This is a genomic window from Proteus sp. fly-1013 (assembly GCF_040140245.1).
GTDB classification, from domain to species: Bacteria; Pseudomonadota; Gammaproteobacteria; order Enterobacterales; family Enterobacteriaceae; genus Proteus; species Proteus mirabilis_B.
Window position 1 is genome coordinate 153,575 of sequence record NZ_JBEEWD010000004.1, and the last position, 19,460, is coordinate 173,034.

The window sequence follows — 19,460 nt, forward strand, 5'->3', positions numbered from 1 at the left end:
TAATAAAAAAACCCATATTAAAGAATATGGGTTTTGTGTTTTGACGCTTTTTTATTATTGCTTTAGTTATTGCCCACTTTTTCACATCGAACTAAAGGCTCATCAGGAATAATATTCTCATCCCAAATTCCTTCTTCAATATCATCTTGCAACTCTGGATATTGGCGAATATCAAATGTAGGCAGTAAACCGGCTTGTCGTTGCTGGTTATAATCTTTAACTAATTTTAAGGCGACACCAGAAAGCAAGATGATTGCGATTAAATTAGTCATTGCCATTAATCCCATTGAGAGATCGGCCATTTTCCAAACAAGAGGCATATCCGCTAAAGCGCCAAACATCACCATTGCTAAAGCCGCTGAACGTAAAAGAAACAGCCCTGTTGTGTGATTGCGCCCAAGGAAAATCATATTACTTTCAGCATAAGCATAATTAGCAATAATAGAGGTAAAAGCGAAGAAGAAAATGGCAATCGCAATAAAGGTACTTCCCCAACCTCCTACACTCGATGACAATGCCAATTGTGTTAATTGAATCCCGTTAATGCCTTCAGGATAACTATCGAGTACGCCTGATGATAAAATGATCACCGCAGTAGCACTACAAATAACTAAGGTATCCATAAAAACACCTAGCATTTGAATATAGCCTTGAGATGCTGGATGTGGTGGATAAGGTGTAGCTGATGCCGCAGCATTAGGTGCCGATCCCATACCTGCTTCATTAGAAAATAGACCGCGCTGAATACCTTGTGTCATCGCTTGGCTAATACCGTAAGCAATTGCACCTGCGGCAGCTTCTTGTAATCCAAAAGCACTTTTAAAAATTAAAATGAAAACTTCAGGTAAGCGCTCAATATGATCTGCAACAACCCAAAATGCTAATAATAAATAAGCCGTTGCCATAATAGGAACAACTAACTCAGCAACTCGTGCAATCCAACGCAAGCCACCAAAGATAATAAATCCGCTGGTTAGTACTAAAAAGAACCCCACATAGAGTGGATCAAAATTAAAGGCAGAAGCTGTGGCTTGAGCAATAGAATTTGCTTGAACAGCATTAAAAACTAAACCGAAGGCGATAATCAAGAAAATGGCGAAGAGAACACCCATCCAGCGCATTTTCAGTCCTTTAGTCATATAATAAGCAGGACCACCACGGTAATTGCCATCATCATCTTTTGTTTTATAAAGTTGCGCGAGCGTACTTTCTATTAATGATGTCGCCATACCTATTAAAGCAACGACCCACATCCAAAAAATAGCGCCAGGGCCACCCGCTGTTAAAGCAATCGCGACTCCCGTCAAGTTTCCAGTACCTACGCGCGCAGCTAAACTGGTGCATAATGCCTGAAAGGAAGAGATCCCTGATTTATCTGACTTGTGGCTATTTTTTAAAATAGAGAACATATGACTAAAATGTCGGATTTGTATAAATCCAGTACGGATAGTAAAGTAAATACCTACTCCAAGAAGTAAGTAGATAAGAACATATCCCCATAAAATGTTATTCGCAAAGTTTATTAGCCCTGTCAAATTAATCCCCTTATATAATAACGTATATAACCTATCCTTACATCGCTATTGAAATAAAAAAGTAAGCAGATATCGTGTAATTGAGTCAATTACTGAATCGAATCCGTCTTAAAGTAATATCAAAGATTACTGTGTGAAAAGCGAACTAAATGTAACACAACATTGTGTGATATGTATATTTTTTGTTTATTTTTTTACATGTTATTATTTTATTTTAATTATCTCGTTAACTAAAACAAACAATATTGCAAAATAAAAAAACCATACATATCATTAGGATAAATAATTATTTCTTTATTTTATTAACTCGAAAAAGTAAAGTAAATACTTTAGTCATTAAGTTAATCAGTCATTTTAGAAAAAAATAAACAGATTAAAAAAACATCAATTAATAACCTTTTCTATTTATCTAAAATAAGATTTAAATGAACTATTAAAGTGATTAATTAAAGTGTTTTTTTAATATCTAATTTAACATTTTGATATTTAACATTTAAGAAATAAAGATTTTTACAACAATTAACAATAAATATTTTATATTGCCGCATTAATAAAATGCTTTAATATTAATAAGATATTAAGGTAAGATAAAAAACAAACTTTGCATCCTTATTTTATCATGCTTCTCCAATGTATTAATTCTAACATGGTTTGTTATCTTACATTTTTAAGAATACTGTTGATTAGTTTCTCTTCTCTTTTTTATTCACTTGCTATTCATTAATAACTCTCTTCTTTTTTGAACATTAATTAAAGTTTAATAACGCTTTATTTCATATTAATAAAAAAATGCAGAATCACGTAAGTTTACCTATTAACCATTTGGTTAATTTTATTTATACTATGTTTTTCCCTGGTGTTGTATTAATTTTCGCCCTGTTTCCCCAACAGGGCATTTTTTTATCCTAATATTTCAGCACCTTACCATAACCCCTTGTCAAGTAATACAAAATGAAAACACATGAAATATTTAATTGATAAATTAACATTATTTACTTATTTTTAATGCAAAATCCTTCATTATTTTCTTTGATCTAAGTCAAATTAAACATTCATATTATTTACTCTTTTCGTAGGTAAACTGCTTTTTTCTCCATTTTAAAATCTATTTAATAAGGGTTAAAAATATTTTTTTTATCATTCGCCTTATTTCAATTACCCACAAAGTGGTATAACAATTAAAGAGGAATAAGATTTTATTGTTATATTAAATCACCTTGATTAAAAATCGACCCAAATAAAGTACATCATTTTTAATGCACATTAATGACTAATATCTTTATTTGCTTGCATTAATAAGCATGCTCTTTTACCTTACTTATATCGTTACAGAGGGATAAATAATGGGTTATAACCTTTCAGAATTGACACAAGAAGAAAAAGATAAGCTAAATATAAGTTTAGCTGCTTCAGGCGTCGCTTTTAAAGAGCGCTATAACATGCCCGTTGTAGCAGATGCTGTTTTAAGAGAACAACCTCAAGCTTTTCAAGCCTTCTTTCAAGAAAGGCTAGTATTTTATCGTGCAAGAAGCCAACACTATTCTCGTTTACCTTATGAACCTCCGGTAAAAAAATAGCAAACACTCAGCACGACTTTAATAATGATAAAAAAAGAGATAAACCAAGGTTTATCTCTTTTTCTTTCAATAGATTAACGACAACTCACTATCACCTATCAATTATCAATTATTTAGGAGAAACATAAGTAATCGTATTGTCATCACAATTGACTTGAACATTGTAACGAAGGTCTGTTCTTGCACCTCTTACATTCAATACCATCTGATAGTTATTATTCATCTTGATAACTTCATTCGCATTGATACTAGCAACAGGTTTTGACCCTAACGCATTCTTATCATCTTGCCAGCGAGGTAGACGATTCTGTAAATAATCATTCTTTACTCGTGTAACAAGTTGATTGTTATCTAAATTAACGCAACTCGCAAAGGGAGCGGAACGCACAATATCGTCATTAACCTTTTCGATACTTTCTGCAGATACTCCAAAAGAAACAGCAAGTAAAAGACCTGCTCCAAGTATCCCTGTTTGACCAACTAACTTGCTTAATTTCATATAACCTCCCGAAAATATCTTTTAAAACAGGATGTGTTTTCAATAAGCATAGCATATGGTTAATAACACAATTGTGACATTTATTAAAAAATTGTTTTATTCATTCTCATCATCAAATACGATGGATACAGATTCACGGGTTGTATGTTTCTCTCTTAATTCTTGAGCGACTAACTGAATTGCCTCTCCGCTACTCATTCCCTCAGCCATAAGAGATTGAATTTTTTCTACTGCTTTTTGTTGTTCTTCATGTGTTAATGTAGGCATTCCTAGAAACATAATGTTACTCTTATCTTTATTAACGTCTATTTTGTATTTACATGAATGTAATCTTTTTGATTACAATTTATTGTGCGAATAATACAACACACTTTGTTTATATGGTCATAAGATGGATATGCAATTACAACAACGTGAATTAACTTATACCCCTGATCTAGCACTTCGGGTATTCTCTCCTATTGCGTCATTGCCTTGGTCTAGTTTACTTCATTCTGGCTTTGCCGAACATCCTCATAACCGTTTTGATATTGTTGTCTCCGATCCGGCTATAACTTTGGAAACACGCAAACAAACAACAACCATCAAAGAAAAAAATGGTGCGGTGAAACGCTCTAAAAAAGATCCGTTCACACTTATTCAAACTGCGTTAGAACAATTCAATTTCCACCCAGAGCATAATGAGTCGTTGCCTTTCTTGGGAGGCGCTTTAGGTATTTGGAGTTATGACTTAGGCCGCCGTTTTGAAACTTTGCCTGAAATAGCGAAAAATGAACTTAATTTCGCCGATATGGCAATTGGTATTTATGATTGGGCACTTATTGTTGATCACCATTTAAAAAAAGCCACTTTAATTAGCTATCACAATATTGATGAGCGCTTACAGTGGTTAGAAAAACAAACATCCACATCTATTGATACCGCATTTACGTTAACAACTGATTGGCAATCAAACATTAGTAGTGATGAATATAACGAGAAAATTGCTAAAATACACCAATATTTACTTTCGGGTGACTGCTATCAAGTTAATTTAGCTCAACGTTTTTGTGCAAATTATACTGGTAGTGAATGGAATGCATTCTTGACACTGAATCAAGCAAATAAAGCACCATTCTCTTCTTTTATGTGTTTACCCAACAATTTTGTGATTAGTGTTTCACCTGAGCGCTTTATTCATTTAGCTGATAATAAAATAGAAACACGCCCAATAAAGGGAACTCTGCCTCGTAAAGCATTGCCAGAAGAAGATGATGAACAAGCACAGTTATTAGCAAACTCTCGTAAAGATCGCGCTGAAAACTTAATGATTGTTGATTTAATGCGTAATGATATTGGCAAAGTTGCAGTAACAGGCTCAGTAAAAGTACCTGAATTATTTGTTGTTGAGCGTTTCCCTGCGGTACATCATTTAGTCAGTACGATCACGGCGCAGTTACCTTCACATTTAACAGCGACTGATTTATTAAGGGCAGCATTCCCCGGTGGCTCTATTACGGGAGCGCCAAAAATCAGAGCAATGGAAATCATTGAAGAACTTGAACCTCATCGTCGTCATGGATACTGTGGTGCAATTGGTTATATCAGTTTTTGTGGCACAATGGACACCAATATCAGCATCCGCACTTTATTGACTGAAAAAAATAAAATTTACTGCTGGGCTGGTGGTGGTATTGTTGCTGATAGCGTTGCTGAAAAAGAGTACCAAGAAACATTCGATAAACTTGGGCAAATATTAACTGTTTTAAGTGAGTCTCCTGTCGATGACACCCATTGATACTTTTATCAATCGTTTTCAACTCACATTACCTGATGACAAGGTAAATCAGCCTCTTCATGCCCAAAAATCGGCGGCCGTCTTGCTGCCGATTATCAATAAACCTAACCCAACATTATTATTAACTGAGCGAGCATCAACGTTACGCTCTCATGCAGGACAAGTCGCTTTACCCGGCGGTAAACGTGATCCTGAAGATAGCAACCTTATTGCAACTGCACTAAGGGAAGCACATGAAGAAGTGGCTATTCCACCTAATGCCGTATCCGTTATTGGTCAGTTAGCCCCTTTACAAAGTTCTAGCGGATATTTAGTCACCCCGATTGTGGGCGTTATTCCTGCGGGCTTACCTTTGCGTCATAATCCTGCTGAAGTCGCCTCTATCTTTGAAATGCCATTAAGCCATGTACTTAATGCCCAACATTATCAACCATTAGATTTTCATCGTGCTGGTGAAAATCATCGTATCTACTTTTATCCCTATAATGGACATCTTGTCTGGGGATTAACCGCCGCTATTTTACATAGACTCGCTTTGCATATCACTTAATACGCTATTTTATATTCAGCCTGTGCTTTTTATCACCGCCTTCACAACTCTACTTAGCTATTTTAAAAAAATGTTGTAAACTACATCATTAACGGGACGATATAATCGTAAAAACGATCCCTTTACTATAAATAACTATATTTTATTCTTTTTAACCCTCTCTCTTATTATTAAGGAGTCTGACGTGATTAGCGTTTTCGACATGTTTAAAGTGGGCATCGGACCATCTAGCTCTCACACCGTAGGGCCAATGAAAGCGGGTAAAGAATTTGTCGATGATTTAGTCAGCCAGGAACTGATTGCGTCTGTCACTCGCGTAGCTGTTGATGTTTACGGCTCCTTGTCTTTGACAGGCAAAGGTCACCATACTGATATCGCAATTATTATGGGGTTAGCAGGTAACGCACCAGCTACTGTCGATATTGACAGCATTCCCGGTTTTATTCGTGAAGTTGAAGAAACTGGCAAGCTATCATTAGCAAACGGCCTAAAAGTGGTCGATTTCCCAGCAGAAAGTATGCATTTCAGCAATGACAACCTGTCATTACATGAAAACGGTATGACAATCCATGCTTTTGCAGGCGACAAAGAAGTCTATAGAAAAACCTACTACTCTATTGGTGGTGGTTTTATCGTTGATGAAGAAAATTTCGGTAAATCAACATTAAATAGCAAGCCAGTTTCATACCCTTATGCAAGTGCAGAAGAGTTATTAAAGCACTGTAAAGAAACGGGTTTATCCATTTCTAGTTTAATGATGAAAAATGAGCTAGATCTGCATACTCAAGCAGAAATTAATGCTTATTTCGCTGATGTTTATAAAACAATGCAAGAGTGTATTGAACACGGTTTAAATACAGAAGGCGTATTACCGGGACCATTGCGTGTACCTCGTCGTGCAGCTGCATTAAATCGCTTATTAACATCAAGCAACAGCCTGTCAAACGATCCAATGAAAGTTGTTGATCTGATCAATATGTTTGCACTGGCAGTTAATGAAGAAAACGCAGCAGGTGGACGCGTTGTCACAGCACCAACAAATGGTGCATGTGGTATCGTTCCTGCAGTATTGGCTTACTACGATCGTTGCATCGAACCCGTTACACCAGAAACCTACTTACGTTATTTCTTAGCATCTGGCGCAATTGGTATTCTTTACAAAATGAATGCTTCTATTTCAGGCGCTGAAGTAGGTTGCCAAGGCGAAGTAGGCGTAGCTTGTTCAATGGCGGCTGCAGGTCTTGCTGAATTATTAGGTGGAAGCCCTGAGCAAGTCTGTATTGCTGCTGAAATCGGTATGGAGCACAACCTTGGTTTAACTTGTGACCCAGTTGCAGGTCAAGTTCAAGTTCCTTGTATTGAACGTAATGCTATTGCTTCAGTTAAAGCTGTTAATGCCGCACGTATGGCAATCCGTCGTACCAGTGAACCTCGTGTTTCTCTCGATAAAGTCATTGAAACCATGTATGAAACAGGTAAAGACATGAATGCTAAATACCGTGAAACATCACGCGGTGGTCTTGCGATCAAAGTACAGTGTGACTAACTAGCACTATTTAGACGAAAAGCCATTCATCTTGAATGGCTTTTTTTATTTTGGCTACTTTATTTTTAATCATCACTTAACCCTTAGATAACTAAAGATAATAATCATAAAATACACATTTAAAATTAAGTAATATATCTTTCTATAATTTAAACCTTTCTTATTTTCCCATATTAAATATAAGCATTAAATATACGTATTAAATATAGGCTCATTGAATATTCATTTAATTTTGTAAGAAATAGAGCTTATAATTATCAGGTGTATTTATTTCTATAAAAATTTGACTTCTTATTATAAAAATAATTAAAACCCATTGTTTATTATATGGTTAATTATTCATCACATTGAAATTTATCATTTTTTTAACATTTTGTGATTATTAATAATATATTTAAAACCACTCGATTTAATAATGATAATTATTATCAATATCATCTTTGAAATATAATAAATAATATGTTGCCTTTCGAAAATAATATGTTATCTTCTGCACCAAGTCATTGGGGAGTAGCCTGTCTTAAAATAAAAAACATTATTTTAAGAAATCTGTATCAACATACTCGCTTATTTTCATCTAGCGTGGTGCAGATGCCGTAATACGGTTGGCAAGACCATAGACACATGATTGTACTTCTTTGGTTGGGGGTCAATTGTGTGTATATGGAAATACCCCAACCGAGGCTTTATTATGAGTTTCTACGCTACTATCATTCTCGCCCTTGCCCTTTCTATGGACGCATTTGCTGTCGCAGTCTGTAAAGGTGCCACATTACACAAACCTCGTTTTCGTGAAGCACTCCGCACTGGATTTATATTCGGTATTATTGAAGCCAGCACTCCTGTTATTGGTTGGGCACTAGGCTTATATACTAGCCAATATATTATTCAATGGGATCATTGGGTTGCTTTTGGATTATTGTTTGTTCTTGGTAGCCGAATGATTTACCAAAGCTTAAAACGTGGTGATGATTGCCCTTGTGAAGAAGATGCTCCACAACGCCACAGCTCACTGTCTTTAATTGCAACAGGTATTGCAACAAGCCTTGATGCAATGGCAATTGGTGTCGGTTTAGCGTTCCTTCAAGTCAATATTGTTCATACCGCGATGACAATTGGTATGATGACGATGATTATGGCAACTCTGGGTATGCTAATTGGTCGTTATATTGGTCCAGTACTTGGAAAAAAAGCGGAAATTATTGGCGGGATCGTATTAATTGCAATCGGCTTTAATATTGTCTTCGAACACCTAGAATTATTTATGTACGCCAAATAATCTCTAATAAAGTATATTAAAAAGCTTAGGTTTGAAATATTACGACCTAAGCTTTTTTATTAACTAAATAAACTATTTTTTATTTCATGTGATTAAGCATGACGTTGATAAACACGAATTAAAAAGTCGGTTTCACATTCAAAGTTTTTACTTTCTGCTAATGACTGTTTTACTTCTTCACTTGCACGCCATGCAAATGGTGTCATCTGTAATAAATCAAAAGCCTGCTTGCCATTTAAATTCATCATATAAGCAACTTGATGTTCAGATACTTTATTAAATCCATCAAAATATTCTTCTTTTAATGGATGAAGATGTATTTCTGAATAAATTAGTGCTTTTAACTGATAGAGATGGCGAGGTGCTGGCGTAACGGTAATAATATAACCATTGTGTGTAATAACTCTTGCTAATTCATCACTATTACAAGGAGCATAAATGCGCACAACTGCGTTTAAAGAGGCATCACAAAAAGGTAAGCGCTGACTTGAAGCTACGCAAAAATGAATTGATGAATAACGTTTAGCAGCATATTTAATCGCGACTTTAGAAACATCCAAACCATACACTTGCGGGTTACGTGATTTTAGATTTTGATAAAACTGGTTGGTGTAATAACCTTCACCACAACCAATATCCAATACAACTCTGTTATCTTCAGGCAATAATGTTTGTATTAACTCAGCCACTTTATCTCGCATTGGCTGATAAAACCCCGCATCTAAAAACTCACGGCGTGCGTTTATCATTTCAGCGCTATCACCAGGCTCTTTTGAGCGCTTAAATTGTACGGGTAACAGATTTACATACCCTTCTTTAGCGCAATCAAACTGATGATTATTGTCACAAACCCAACTGTGAGCGCGAAGAGAAAGTGCCTGATGACATAATGGACATTGATAGGACATAGTAATATTTTTTGCATAATCCAGAATAAAATTGGGAGAGATAATAACATACCTCTCCCAATCTTGCGGAAAACCTTGCTCTTTATTTTTAATCTTAAATCATGCTTTCTATGCTAAGTCGCTTAATAAGCACAACTTATAGGCAAATCAAGTTCGTTTTAATTTTTCAGTGTTAGCGATAAATAACGCAATAACTAACAGCAAGATTGCGCCTGACTGAATTAGCGTATCAACAGAGTCTTTATGCTCAACAATAATTAAACGTACGATTGCCGTTATTCCAATATAAATAAAATATCTAAGAGGGAAATGCCCGCCAGATAAAAAATACTTAACAATAAGCGCAATAAACTCAAAATAAAGAAAGTAGATCAAAATACCTTCTAACAATTGATAAGACGACTCTTCTGCACCTAAATTAAATAATAATGAAGCAATTACATATGTTTCTTTGATAAGAAAACTGACCAATACAATCGCTAAAATAAGTAATCCAATATTAAGCACCCACTGTAATATAGTGGCAATACATTTCAGTAAGTCTTCGCTTGATTTTCTCATATAAACTATAACCTAGTGAGATCATTCTATGATGTGTAAAAAATGATAAAAGGCCTATTAGGCAATTTGGCTAAATTTTAATAGATTTATGCATTCATCACACTATTTTTTATCTTTTAGAGCCAAAAAACCAAGAATAATGATGCAATAATCGCAATATTCACTTTTAAATTTCAACTTGTAAGCGGGTTTACTTATACTTAATTTAAGAGCTAATTTATTGAAAAGGCACACTATGGCTAACAAATACCTCGTTGCAATTGATTTATTAGAAGATAGCAGAATTCAGCGCATGATCGAAGATATTCGCTTCCTAGCTAGGAAACCAGAAAATTATTTCCATTTCATTACAGTTATGCCTAATTTACGCTCTTTAGAAGCTTATGGACTTAATTGTGATAGTCCGTCTGTCGTTGAGAAAAAGCAACAAGCTTTAGTTCTATTAACTGAAAAATTAGAGCAATGTGTAAAACAACAATTTAACTTACCCAAAGAACAATACCAATGTCATGCCGTTATTGGTACGCCTAATTACAATATTCTAGAGTTAGCAGAAAAAATTGATGCAGATACCATTATTATAGGTTCAAGCTCACGTAACCAACGCAATATATTGCTGGGTTCGACAGCGGATTATATTGTAAACAGTACGTCACGTTCGGTAATGGTCATTCGCAAATAAAATCACTAGCCCTCTTTTCTTTTGGCAATAATACTAGGTTATTTATTGCCAAAAGAACTCTGTGATCTCCTACGTTATAAATAGCACTAAATGCACCTTAATTTTTTTATTTCAAATAGTTAACTTGTTAGAATACAGACCAAAAAACTAAAATTTCAGGTCTTTTTAGATTCAATATTTACAATTAATCCTATTCAAAAGATAAAGACTGCCCTGCATTAAAATCTTTTGCATTAAGATATTTTCGTCCTAACACGCCCGTGCAATGACATCCATAGACATCAATGTTTGTATCTATGGCTTTTTTCGCGCGCTGCAATGCTGATGGTGTTGCACAACGTAAATGCAATCCTCCTACAATCGCTTGAATTTGGTTATTTCCTGTTATTTTTTTCGCATGTCCAATGATGGATTCGATACCCGAGTGACTACATCCAGTGATAATCACTAAGCCTTTTTTTCCTTGCCAAACAAGAAAGCTATCATCAAGAACATAGTCATCTTCTTCACCTGATTCATGAATAATAACACCGTAGCGTTTATTCACTTGGCGCTGGGTTACTTGTCCTGAATAGATAAAGTTTTCTTCGATTGCTAACGGTGCTTGTGTTAATTCAAAAGAAAACTGTGCTTCAAGTTTTTTGCGATCAAATAAAGGCGCTAACCTTTTAAATTTAATATTTTTATTGCCTAAAAAAAGTGCTGAATAACGAACAGAAAACAGATGGGGATGAGCGATAATTCGAGGTTTATGAGTAAAAAAATCTGCGGGTAAATGCGTGAGTCCACCGAAATGATCATAATGCCCATGGGACACAACAATTGTTTTCAATGTGGTTAAATCAATACCCATTTTTTTGGCATTTGAAATAAAAGTAAGGTCTTTTCCAGTATCAAAGAGAATTTTAGCTTGGCACTCATCATCTTCTAACAATAATGACAAACCAGGATAGTGGTTAAGTTCAGGATTAATCGATTTGTTTTCTAGCAATGCAGTGATCGTTAACATAGGGGTTTTTAATTATTATCAGGAGATAACTTATAGTAATTAAAAAAAGAATTTGTTCCAAATATAAAAGCTGCTGTTCTGTGCGATTGCTTTACTTTTTAAGTTGCATAATCGCTGTTACGCGCGAACGGAACATAACAGCGATATCACTAAATCTGCAAATATTCTTATTTATCACTTATAAGAACATTAGGCTTATCTTACTGCCCTACTTTCTTACTACCATAACAGAACGTTTTGCATAACGTGTAATATCTGCAGCCGTTGAACCTATATGATATGAATCATCTTCAGGATTATGTGAACCAATCACAATTAAATCAGCATTCACTTCATCAGCAACCTGCAATATTGCATCTCGTGGTGTACCAATACAAATGTGAGTTCGCATTCTATCGTCAGGTAAATCAAAACGTTCGATTATTTTTTTAAGCTCTTTCTCTGCGGACGTTTTTAAGCATCCTTGATCTAATTGATCACCATTCATAACAAGTCGATAATAAGAAGATTGTGGAAGTTTAGGAAGTACATACAAAAAGTGAACATAAGGATCTTCATTTTTTGCAATATTTTCCACTAACGGAATTGCTTTGTTCATCAGGTTATCTTCATCAATATCAATGGGAACCAAAATATTTTTATACATACCGTCTCCTTTTATTTTAATTGTAGGATAGTGTATTTTTAGAAAAATACCGGATGTAGTTAACATATTTTAAAAATATTTTATTTCAGAAAAATAACGTCTGTTTTTCACTCAAAACAATAATAAGAAATAAGTAAAAAAATAAATCAAAATAAATGGAAACTTTATTTTTAATAAATTTTTATTTTAAAAACTGGTAATTATTTTATTAGCAATGGCATTTTATTTTTAATAAAAAGCCTTATTAAATAATAAGGCTCTCTCGTTTTACTATGTAATCTATGTGGTCGTCGCTATGTTATTTTTGAACACCATTTTTCTGTTTGTTCTTCTTAACGTATTGATAACCAACTGCTAATGCGATAAACCACAGTGGAGTCACACTTAATGCTTGGCGAGTATCATGTTCAAAAGCTAATAGCACTGTCATAAATGCAAAAAATGCAAGACATAGCCACGACATAATAATCCCCAAAGGCATTTTATAGATAGACTTCTCATGCAATTGTGGACGTTTTTTACGATATGCTAAATAAGAGCATAAAATCATACTCCAAATAAACATAAATAATAACGCCGAGACTGTTGTTACCAAGGTAAATACGTGCATAACATCAGGAATAAAATAAATTAATATAATTCCACATGACAGACATAAGCTAGTAAATAACAGCCCATTGGCAGGTACTGCACGTTTAGATAATTGGCTAAATTGTTTTGGCGCTTCGCCTTCTTTAGATAAACCGAATAACATCCGGCTTGTGGAAAATATCCCACTATTCGCAGAAGAAGCGGCAGCTGTTAATACAACAAAGTTTACTAAACTTGCGGCTGCAGGTATTCCTATCATAACGAATAGCTCAACAAATGGGCTTTTATCCGCCAAAATAGAACGCCACGGAGTTACCGACATAATAATGGCTAATGCTAATACGTAAAAAGTAATAATACGGATAGGAATAGCGTTAATGGCTTTTGGTAAGGATTTTTCTGGATTACGCGTTTCCGCAGCGGCAGTACCGACTAATTCAATCCCAACAAAAGCAAAAATAGCAATTTGGAATCCCGCAAAAAACCCACTTAATCCTTTGGGGAACATCCCTCCATCATTCCAAATATTCTCTAGTGCTGCGGTGTGTCCTGCTGGAGATTCAAATCCAATACTGATAAGAACAATACCAACAATAATTAAAGAGACAATTGCGGTTATTTTTATCATGGAGAACCAGAATTCCATTTCTCCGAAGAGTTTGACTGTCGCTAAATTTAAAATAAGCAATGTCAGCACACAAATAAAGGATGTGCCCCACTCAGGGAAATTAGGTGCCCAATAACTAATATAAGACGTTATAGCTACAATATCGGCAATCCCCGTAATGACCCAGCAAAACCAATATGTCCAGCCGACAAAGAAGCCAGCCCATGGCCCTAATAAATCACCAGCAAAATCACTAAATGACTTATATTCTAAATTCGATAATAACAGCTCGCCCATTGCTCTCATCACAAAGAACAAGACAAAGCCAATTATCATATAGACAAAAATAATTGATGGCCCAGCTAACGAAATAGTTTTCCCTGATCCCATAAATAGACCAGTGCCGATAGCACCACCAATAGCAATTAATTGAATATGACGATTTGTTAGCCCGCGCTGTAGAGTGGCATTTTTCACTCTAACGGGAGGAGAAATTTCTGTTTGATCTTCCATACAATACCTGAAGTGTTTTCATATTTTCGATGTTATTTTTACCGCTATTTTATTTTTTGGCGCGGTAATGTGTTTGCGAAATTATTGTGACACAAATCTCAGTATAAGTAATGAAAAGATCACTTTTAGTAAAATGAATGATGCTTTGATAACCAGATAAGATCCTTTCTTTAATTTATTCGGCGATATTTTATCCATTTGATAAAAAATCAAAATAAGCGCTTGACCATCGCATTTGAGAGGAGAATAATCAGCGCATCGGGTTGTTAGCTCAGTCGGTAGAGCAGTTGACTCTTAATCAATTGGTCGGGAGTTCGAGCCTCCCACGACCCACCAAATTTACGCTGAGAAATCAGGCAATTGAACCACTTCGCAAGAAGTGGTTTTTTGCTTTTATAGCTGAGTGTCGCAAAAGTGTCGCATTTATCTTAAGCTGAAAACGCAAAATAATACGGCGATTAAAGAAAATCGCACCCGCTTATTCTTTATCCAAATCTAGAGTAGATAGAATCAATTAAAGCAAACAATTAATCTGGTTTAATTAGATAACTCAATATAAACTATCAACAAGCCTATTTTATCTCTTTTTTATCTTTAAATTCCCCGCCAAAATCATCAATCAAAACATAGTTAATAGTGTTTATTTTACTATCCACTAGGTTGATTTGCTGTTTAGAAAATGGCGCTATCATTGGAATAAGAATATTAGGGTTATTTTCACTCGACGCTGATTTAATAGTGACATAAAAAGGTGTCGGATTTTCAATTGTTAACTGTTGATCTGATTTTGTGAAAATAAGAGCACTACTGACATCGGAAATCGCCATAATTAAATTATCAGGGCGATAAAATACTTTTACTTGTAATCTGACAACGACATTAATTAAGCCTTCATCATATTTTTTATTCGCTGGCTTAGGCATGATTTCATATAAATTCAGCCAATAAAGTGTCTCTTTCTCTTTATCTGTATTGGTAAACTTATTAATCACTCGTACCTGTTGTGATTCACTCGGTTTTAATTGTAATACTGGCGGTAGTGATAAAGCAGAAACATCAGTTATGGTCTCTGGGGTATTTTCTGGGTTACCATCATCCACCCATGTTTGAACCACCACCGGAAACTCACCATCATTTTTTATATTTAATGATGCTTCTCTGTCCGAATGATAAAGCACCACTCTTGAGCCATCTAATGCTAAATTCGCTTTGGCGATAAACGAAAAACACAGTAACAGAATAAAAATACTGATCCTTTTCATATTTATTGCACCTGTATAATCACTTGTAATGTCGCATTAAATTTACCCGCAGTTATTTTCTCTCTCGGTAGCGCTTCTAATGAGGCATATAATGTTTTAGTTAAATCGGCAATACCATTATTAAATGAGACCGAACTAGCATCATCATAAACAGGATACCAACCGTAGCCCTCACCTTGTCCTTCATTGGCTAATGTTGATAATAAATTTAATGCCATACCGGATGGGCGATATATTCTTACACCAACTCCTTTTGCCATACGAGAGTCAGTACCATAACCATCTGTCACTAAATGGGTAATTCCTGCGCCATTAGGTACTGTTAATCCTAATTCAATTGCCTTATTAACATTTGCAGGTCTGGGTAAAAACCCCATTGCGGTTTGTCCTACTCCTGTTCCACTAGAAATATTGCTCATACCATCACTCGCCGGTGGTGTTAATTGGCAATAAAAATCAATCGTAATAGGTAAAGTCACTTTTTTACCACTTGCTAACTCATTAATAGTGACCAATGGAAATGAAACGTAAGGCGTAACATTTCGCACAAAACAAGTGGATGCATTACGAATATAAATACGGCGAGACATGTTTACAGCAGCAGGCCAATAAGCATAAAAGCCATGATAGTTTGTCGCGTGATCTGAACCATCTTTTAATAAATAAGAGAAATTGGAACTTTGAAAGGCGATATAACCTGCTGGTTGGTTAATAAAAGTAATTAAACCACTACTTGATTGTGCAGGTGGCATATCACCTGTTCTTTCATAATTAATCTTAAATAACTCTACTTCCATATTAGAGAAGTCTTTTGCTTTTACTAAGATCCATCCTTGGCTATCTCTTTCTAAATTATTTAAAGCGCGAGATTTCCAATAGCGACTATAATATTCACCTGTAATGGTATTTTTAATGCGAATACCTAGCCCTCTTGCCAAACTAATATAAGTATCATTTAAGCCTAAAGCTGGATTAACTAAATTTCTGCCACCATAGTTATAGTCACCATTCGTTGAATAGAACTCCCTTAATTTACCCTCTTCATCGGCTGTGCAACGAAATAATATTTGTTCAGGATCATAAACTTCATAACCCGCCTCGAAAAAAGAGACAAAACCACTCGCCACTAATGTACCCGGAATTTGAAACTGATCGTTATTAACATTAATGACTTTAGGGGTACTTCCCATTGATCCTGAATCATCCCGAGCACCTTGCCAACTTTTCGCTGAACCTTTACCAGGCTCGGTATAATACGAACTATTGGGATTCGTCGTCGTAGTTGTTATTTTATAACATGTTGCCAAAGCTAAAGAAGGAAATAGCATCAACGCCAATAAAATAGAGGACTGACAAGAAAGTAAACAGCGATTTAATTTCATAAGCATTGACCTGATAATAAAATGAGTTTATCGGCTTCTTTTTCTTCTGGTATTGAGTAAGCGATTTGGCAACTATCTTCATCTTTGCCGACCGTCAGTGTCCCGTTTCTATTTTCAACCCTGACATAAATTTGGTTACTTTGCCCCACCATACCAACAATATGTCTATCCTTATCATAAACATTTTCACCTAATGCCAATACACTTTCAGGCTTAACCGAAATCAATACAGGATATCCGACTTGAGTTTTAAAAACGATTTTGGTACTTGAACCTGAATATGGTGCTATTTGCTTAGTATTTTCCAGCAACTCGATATTATTATTTCTAATATTTTTCCCATCCAAGCTAACATTATTATATTGGTAAGGAACAAGAGAAGGCACAATAGCATAACCAAAGGGATCTATGCGTGCCCCCATACCATTACTCACACTCGCACCACTTGCACCTTTTGCTTCCACTAAAGCAAAAGAATCACTAATACGAGGTCCTAATGTTACGCCACCACTGTGAGCAACTAACGCACCTTGAATACCCACACTACCTTGAGTGTAATGTTTACCATTAGAAATACTGCCTGATAACGTAGTAAAAGGAAGCTGTTTTATTAAATGTAAACCACTGCCTACAGCTCTATTTTGTGTGTCATAATCTGCATTTACACTATAAGAAAGTGTTTTATCTTCTCCTAAAAGCCCTGATAAATTCGTTTGATAACTCGAATCATCACTAGAATGGCTAGAAGATAACGATAGCATTGGTGAATAATCAGAACGTCCTAATGGCATAGAAACAGACAACATCACCATATCTTCCGATATTGGATCAGTTGTTATTGGTGTAAAAGTATTATTCGCCGTCATTTGTCCTGTTTTTTGGCGGCTGTAAGCGAGGCTATAAGCAATATCTTTATAGGTATTTGAATAACCGATTTGATACTGAGCATCATGTCCTTTATTACCATAATAGTTACTGATAGAGCCTGAAATATAAAGTTGTCCCCATTTATCAAGAGACTGATTAACACTAAGTGTAAACTGACTTTCTTGGTTATAGCTGCTGGAATTCCATTCCATGTCATTGTTTGCACTTTTTCTCAACCCTAAAACATCATTATATTCGCGGAAATTCTCTGTTGAATATTTATAACCAGCCAGTGTAATAACAGTATTGGTTGGGCTAAAAGTACGACTATAACTAACACCTAATCGCCCACCTTGATAATTTTTGCCGCCCACTTCCGCATTTGAAAATGCCGAATTAAAACCAATTGCCCCTAATTTTGTAGCAATAACAGAGCCGACAAATACTGCTTGATATTGATGTCCTACACGCATTCCTGTATTTAGGGTTACCGTATTATTCACACCATATTGCAGAGCGATATCTGAAAAATAACTATTTTCTGAACCGAAATTATTCACTTCACCTGCGGTAAAATTATATTTAAAGCGACCAGCCCTTACTGACTCTGGTAATGCGGTAAATGGCACTGTGAAAGAAGAAACTTTACCATTACTTTCGTTAATTTCGACTAATAAATCCCCTTCATAACTGGTTGGATAAAGGTCATTTATTTCAAATTGTCCGGGAGATACCGTCGTTTGATAAATTTCAGTGCCATTTTGTTTTATCACTACACGTGCAGTAGTCGTCGCAATACCACGAATAACAGGCGCATAGCCTTTTTGAGAATCCGGCAACATTCTTTCATCAGACATTAATTGAATACCCTTAAATGCCAGACTTGAAAATTGTGCGCCTGTTGTATAAATATCGCCGACAACTAACATCGACTTTAATGTCAATAAAGGTTTTTGTAGATACGTTCTTATCCAATTAAATTCACTATTACTTCCCGATTTCGATGAGTTATAAGAATAAGACGCCTGTTGGCGAAATTGCCAAGTTCCCAGATTTACGCCCATGTTGACACTACCAAAACCATAGTCTGAAGTTTGTCCGTTCGATTTATTCTTATAGTAATTACCAGAATAATTGGTGAACAACATGGTGTTGCCTGCATCTAAATCTTCTTCATTAACATAACCTTGTGGTCTTCGTTTTAATAAGATTTGGGGCACTGCAATCATTATTCTAAAGTTAGAAGCATCAAATGAATCTACAATGTTTTTATCAATTTGGTTTAATACTAAACATTGACCATTATCTTGATTGATCTCGTTATCAAGCAAAATGCCCATTTCATCAATCTGTTGTTGATTAAAACAAGGCGTCACTTTACCTTTATCATTTAATTGAAAACTCACTGTTTTTCTTTCAAAAAAACGATTATTAATATATATATCAACATCGTAATTACCAGGCTCCACATAATTACTGTCATGAAGCTGATTAATGTTGATATTATTTTTGCTACCTAATAATAAAGAAGGATCAAATTCATAATCATCAGCAAAGGCAAAAGGCATTGATTGAATAAATAGAGAAAATGAGCCGATTAAGAATACGACTTTTATTCTCTTATTTAATTGTGCTGTGCTTTTTTCCATGAATTTCATTTCAATGCCAT

The 19,460-nt window shown here is 35.2% G+C and carries 17 protein-coding genes, 1 tRNA gene and 1 riboswitch; of the genes, 7 read left to right on the top strand and 11 right to left on the bottom strand.

The window, feature by feature from the left end; translation table 11 throughout:
- Positions 1-62: 62 nt before the first annotated feature.
- Positions 63-1,535 (bottom strand): alanine/glycine:cation symporter family protein, encoded by a 1,473-nt coding sequence (locus ABN236_RS09410; RefSeq protein WP_349473877.1) that lies wholly within the window; start codon positions 1,533-1,535, stop codon positions 63-65.
- A 1,343-nt stretch (positions 1,536-2,878) separates the two neighbouring features.
- On the opposite strand from ABN236_RS09410, the gene ABN236_RS09415 reads away from it, so the two are divergent.
- Complete coding sequence (locus tag ABN236_RS09415) at positions 2,879-3,112, top strand: DNA polymerase III subunit theta (RefSeq protein WP_088495265.1); 234 nt, start codon at positions 2,879-2,881, stop codon at positions 3,110-3,112.
- A gap of 109 nt (positions 3,113-3,221) precedes the next feature.
- Here the strand turns inward: ABN236_RS09415 and yebF are convergent, their stop codons facing one another.
- Complete coding sequence (gene yebF, locus ABN236_RS09420; RefSeq protein ID WP_088495264.1) at positions 3,222-3,611, bottom strand: protein YebF; 390 nt, start codon at positions 3,609-3,611, stop codon at positions 3,222-3,224.
- A 96-nt stretch (positions 3,612-3,707) separates the two neighbouring features.
- Positions 3,708-3,890 (bottom strand): YoaH family protein, encoded by a 183-nt coding sequence (locus ABN236_RS09425; protein WP_069367593.1) that lies wholly within the window; start codon positions 3,888-3,890, stop codon positions 3,708-3,710.
- Positions 3,891-4,002: 112 nt separating this feature from the next.
- On the opposite strand from ABN236_RS09425, the gene pabB reads away from it, so the two are divergent.
- The 4 genes from pabB to mntP all read left to right on the top strand — a co-directional run bounded on the left by pabB (position 4,003) and on the right by mntP (position 8,763).
- Positions 4,003-5,388: an aminodeoxychorismate synthase component 1 gene (gene pabB, locus ABN236_RS09430; RefSeq protein WP_349473878.1), complete on the top strand. Its 1,386-nt coding sequence runs from the start codon at positions 4,003-4,005 to the stop codon at positions 5,386-5,388.
- Entirely contained in the window at positions 5,375-5,938 is a 564-nt protein-coding gene (locus ABN236_RS09435; RefSeq protein WP_023581869.1) for a CoA pyrophosphatase, read from the top strand. The genes pabB and ABN236_RS09435 overlap by 14 nt, the downstream gene beginning before the upstream one ends.
- A gap of 184 nt (positions 5,939-6,122) precedes the next feature.
- The gene (locus ABN236_RS09440) at positions 6,123-7,484 is read left to right on the top strand and encodes an L-serine ammonia-lyase (RefSeq protein ID WP_088495262.1); all 1,362 of its coding nucleotides are present in this window, start codon (positions 6,123-6,125) and stop codon (positions 7,482-7,484) included.
- Positions 7,485-7,977: 493 nt separating this feature from the next.
- Positions 7,978-8,091: riboswitch (yybP-ykoY riboswitch) on the top strand.
- A gap of 84 nt (positions 8,092-8,175) precedes the next feature.
- Complete coding sequence (gene mntP / locus ABN236_RS09445) at positions 8,176-8,763, top strand: manganese efflux pump MntP (RefSeq protein ID WP_349473879.1); 588 nt, start codon at positions 8,176-8,178, stop codon at positions 8,761-8,763.
- Positions 8,764-8,855: 92 nt separating this feature from the next.
- Here the strand turns inward: mntP and rlmA are convergent, their stop codons facing one another.
- Both rlmA and psiE read right to left on the bottom strand, forming a co-directional pair.
- Positions 8,856-9,671 carry a 23S rRNA (guanine(745)-N(1))-methyltransferase gene (rlmA, locus tag ABN236_RS09450; RefSeq protein WP_349473880.1) on the bottom strand — a complete coding sequence of 272 codons (816 nt, stop codon included), beginning with the start codon at positions 9,669-9,671 and terminating at the stop codon, positions 8,856-8,858.
- 147 nt (positions 9,672-9,818) lie between these two features.
- On the bottom strand, positions 9,819-10,232 hold the full coding sequence (gene psiE, locus ABN236_RS09455) for a phosphate-starvation-inducible protein PsiE (RefSeq protein ID WP_023581865.1): 414 nt from the start codon (positions 10,230-10,232) through the stop codon (positions 9,819-9,821).
- Between the two features lie 235 nt (positions 10,233-10,467).
- Here psiE and ABN236_RS09460 point away from each other — a divergent pair, with 235 nt between their 5' ends.
- Positions 10,468-10,914, top strand: a complete 447-nt coding sequence (locus ABN236_RS09460; protein ID WP_088495261.1) for a universal stress protein — start codon at positions 10,468-10,470, stop codon at positions 10,912-10,914.
- A 190-nt stretch (positions 10,915-11,104) separates the two neighbouring features.
- Here the strand turns inward: ABN236_RS09460 and ABN236_RS09465 are convergent, their stop codons facing one another.
- The 3 genes from ABN236_RS09465 to cycA form a co-directional block, all read right to left on the bottom strand.
- Positions 11,105-11,923, bottom strand: a complete 819-nt coding sequence (locus ABN236_RS09465) for an MBL fold metallo-hydrolase (RefSeq protein ID WP_161711418.1) — start codon at positions 11,921-11,923, stop codon at positions 11,105-11,107.
- A gap of 208 nt (positions 11,924-12,131) precedes the next feature.
- On the bottom strand, positions 12,132-12,569 hold the full coding sequence (locus tag ABN236_RS09470; RefSeq protein WP_349473881.1) for a universal stress protein: 438 nt from the start codon (positions 12,567-12,569) through the stop codon (positions 12,132-12,134).
- A 298-nt stretch (positions 12,570-12,867) separates the two neighbouring features.
- On the bottom strand, positions 12,868-14,280 hold the full coding sequence (cycA, locus tag ABN236_RS09475) for a D-serine/D-alanine/glycine transporter (protein WP_088495259.1): 1,413 nt from the start codon (positions 14,278-14,280) through the stop codon (positions 12,868-12,870).
- Positions 14,281-14,540: 260 nt separating this feature from the next.
- On the opposite strand from cycA, the gene ABN236_RS09480 reads away from it, so the two are divergent.
- Positions 14,541-14,616 (top strand) — tRNA-Lys (locus ABN236_RS09480).
- A gap of 236 nt (positions 14,617-14,852) precedes the next feature.
- On the opposite strand, the gene ABN236_RS09485 is transcribed toward ABN236_RS09480, so the two are convergent.
- The 3 genes from ABN236_RS09485 to ABN236_RS09495 are packed head-to-tail and all read right to left on the bottom strand — an operon-like array spanning position 14,853 to position 19,449.
- Positions 14,853-15,542, bottom strand: coding sequence for a fimbrial biogenesis chaperone (locus tag ABN236_RS09485; RefSeq protein WP_088495251.1), 690 nt, complete (start codon positions 15,540-15,542; stop codon positions 14,853-14,855).
- 2 nt (positions 15,543-15,544) lie between these two features.
- A complete protein-coding gene (locus tag ABN236_RS09490; RefSeq protein ID WP_237585727.1) occupies positions 15,545-16,924 on the bottom strand; it encodes a fimbrial protein in 1,380 nt (459 codons plus the stop codon).
- Complete coding sequence (locus ABN236_RS09495; protein ID WP_349473882.1) at positions 16,921-19,449, bottom strand: fimbria/pilus outer membrane usher protein; 2,529 nt, start codon at positions 19,447-19,449, stop codon at positions 16,921-16,923. The genes ABN236_RS09490 and ABN236_RS09495 overlap by 4 nt, the downstream gene beginning before the upstream one ends.
- Positions 19,450-19,460 lie beyond the last annotated feature (11 nt).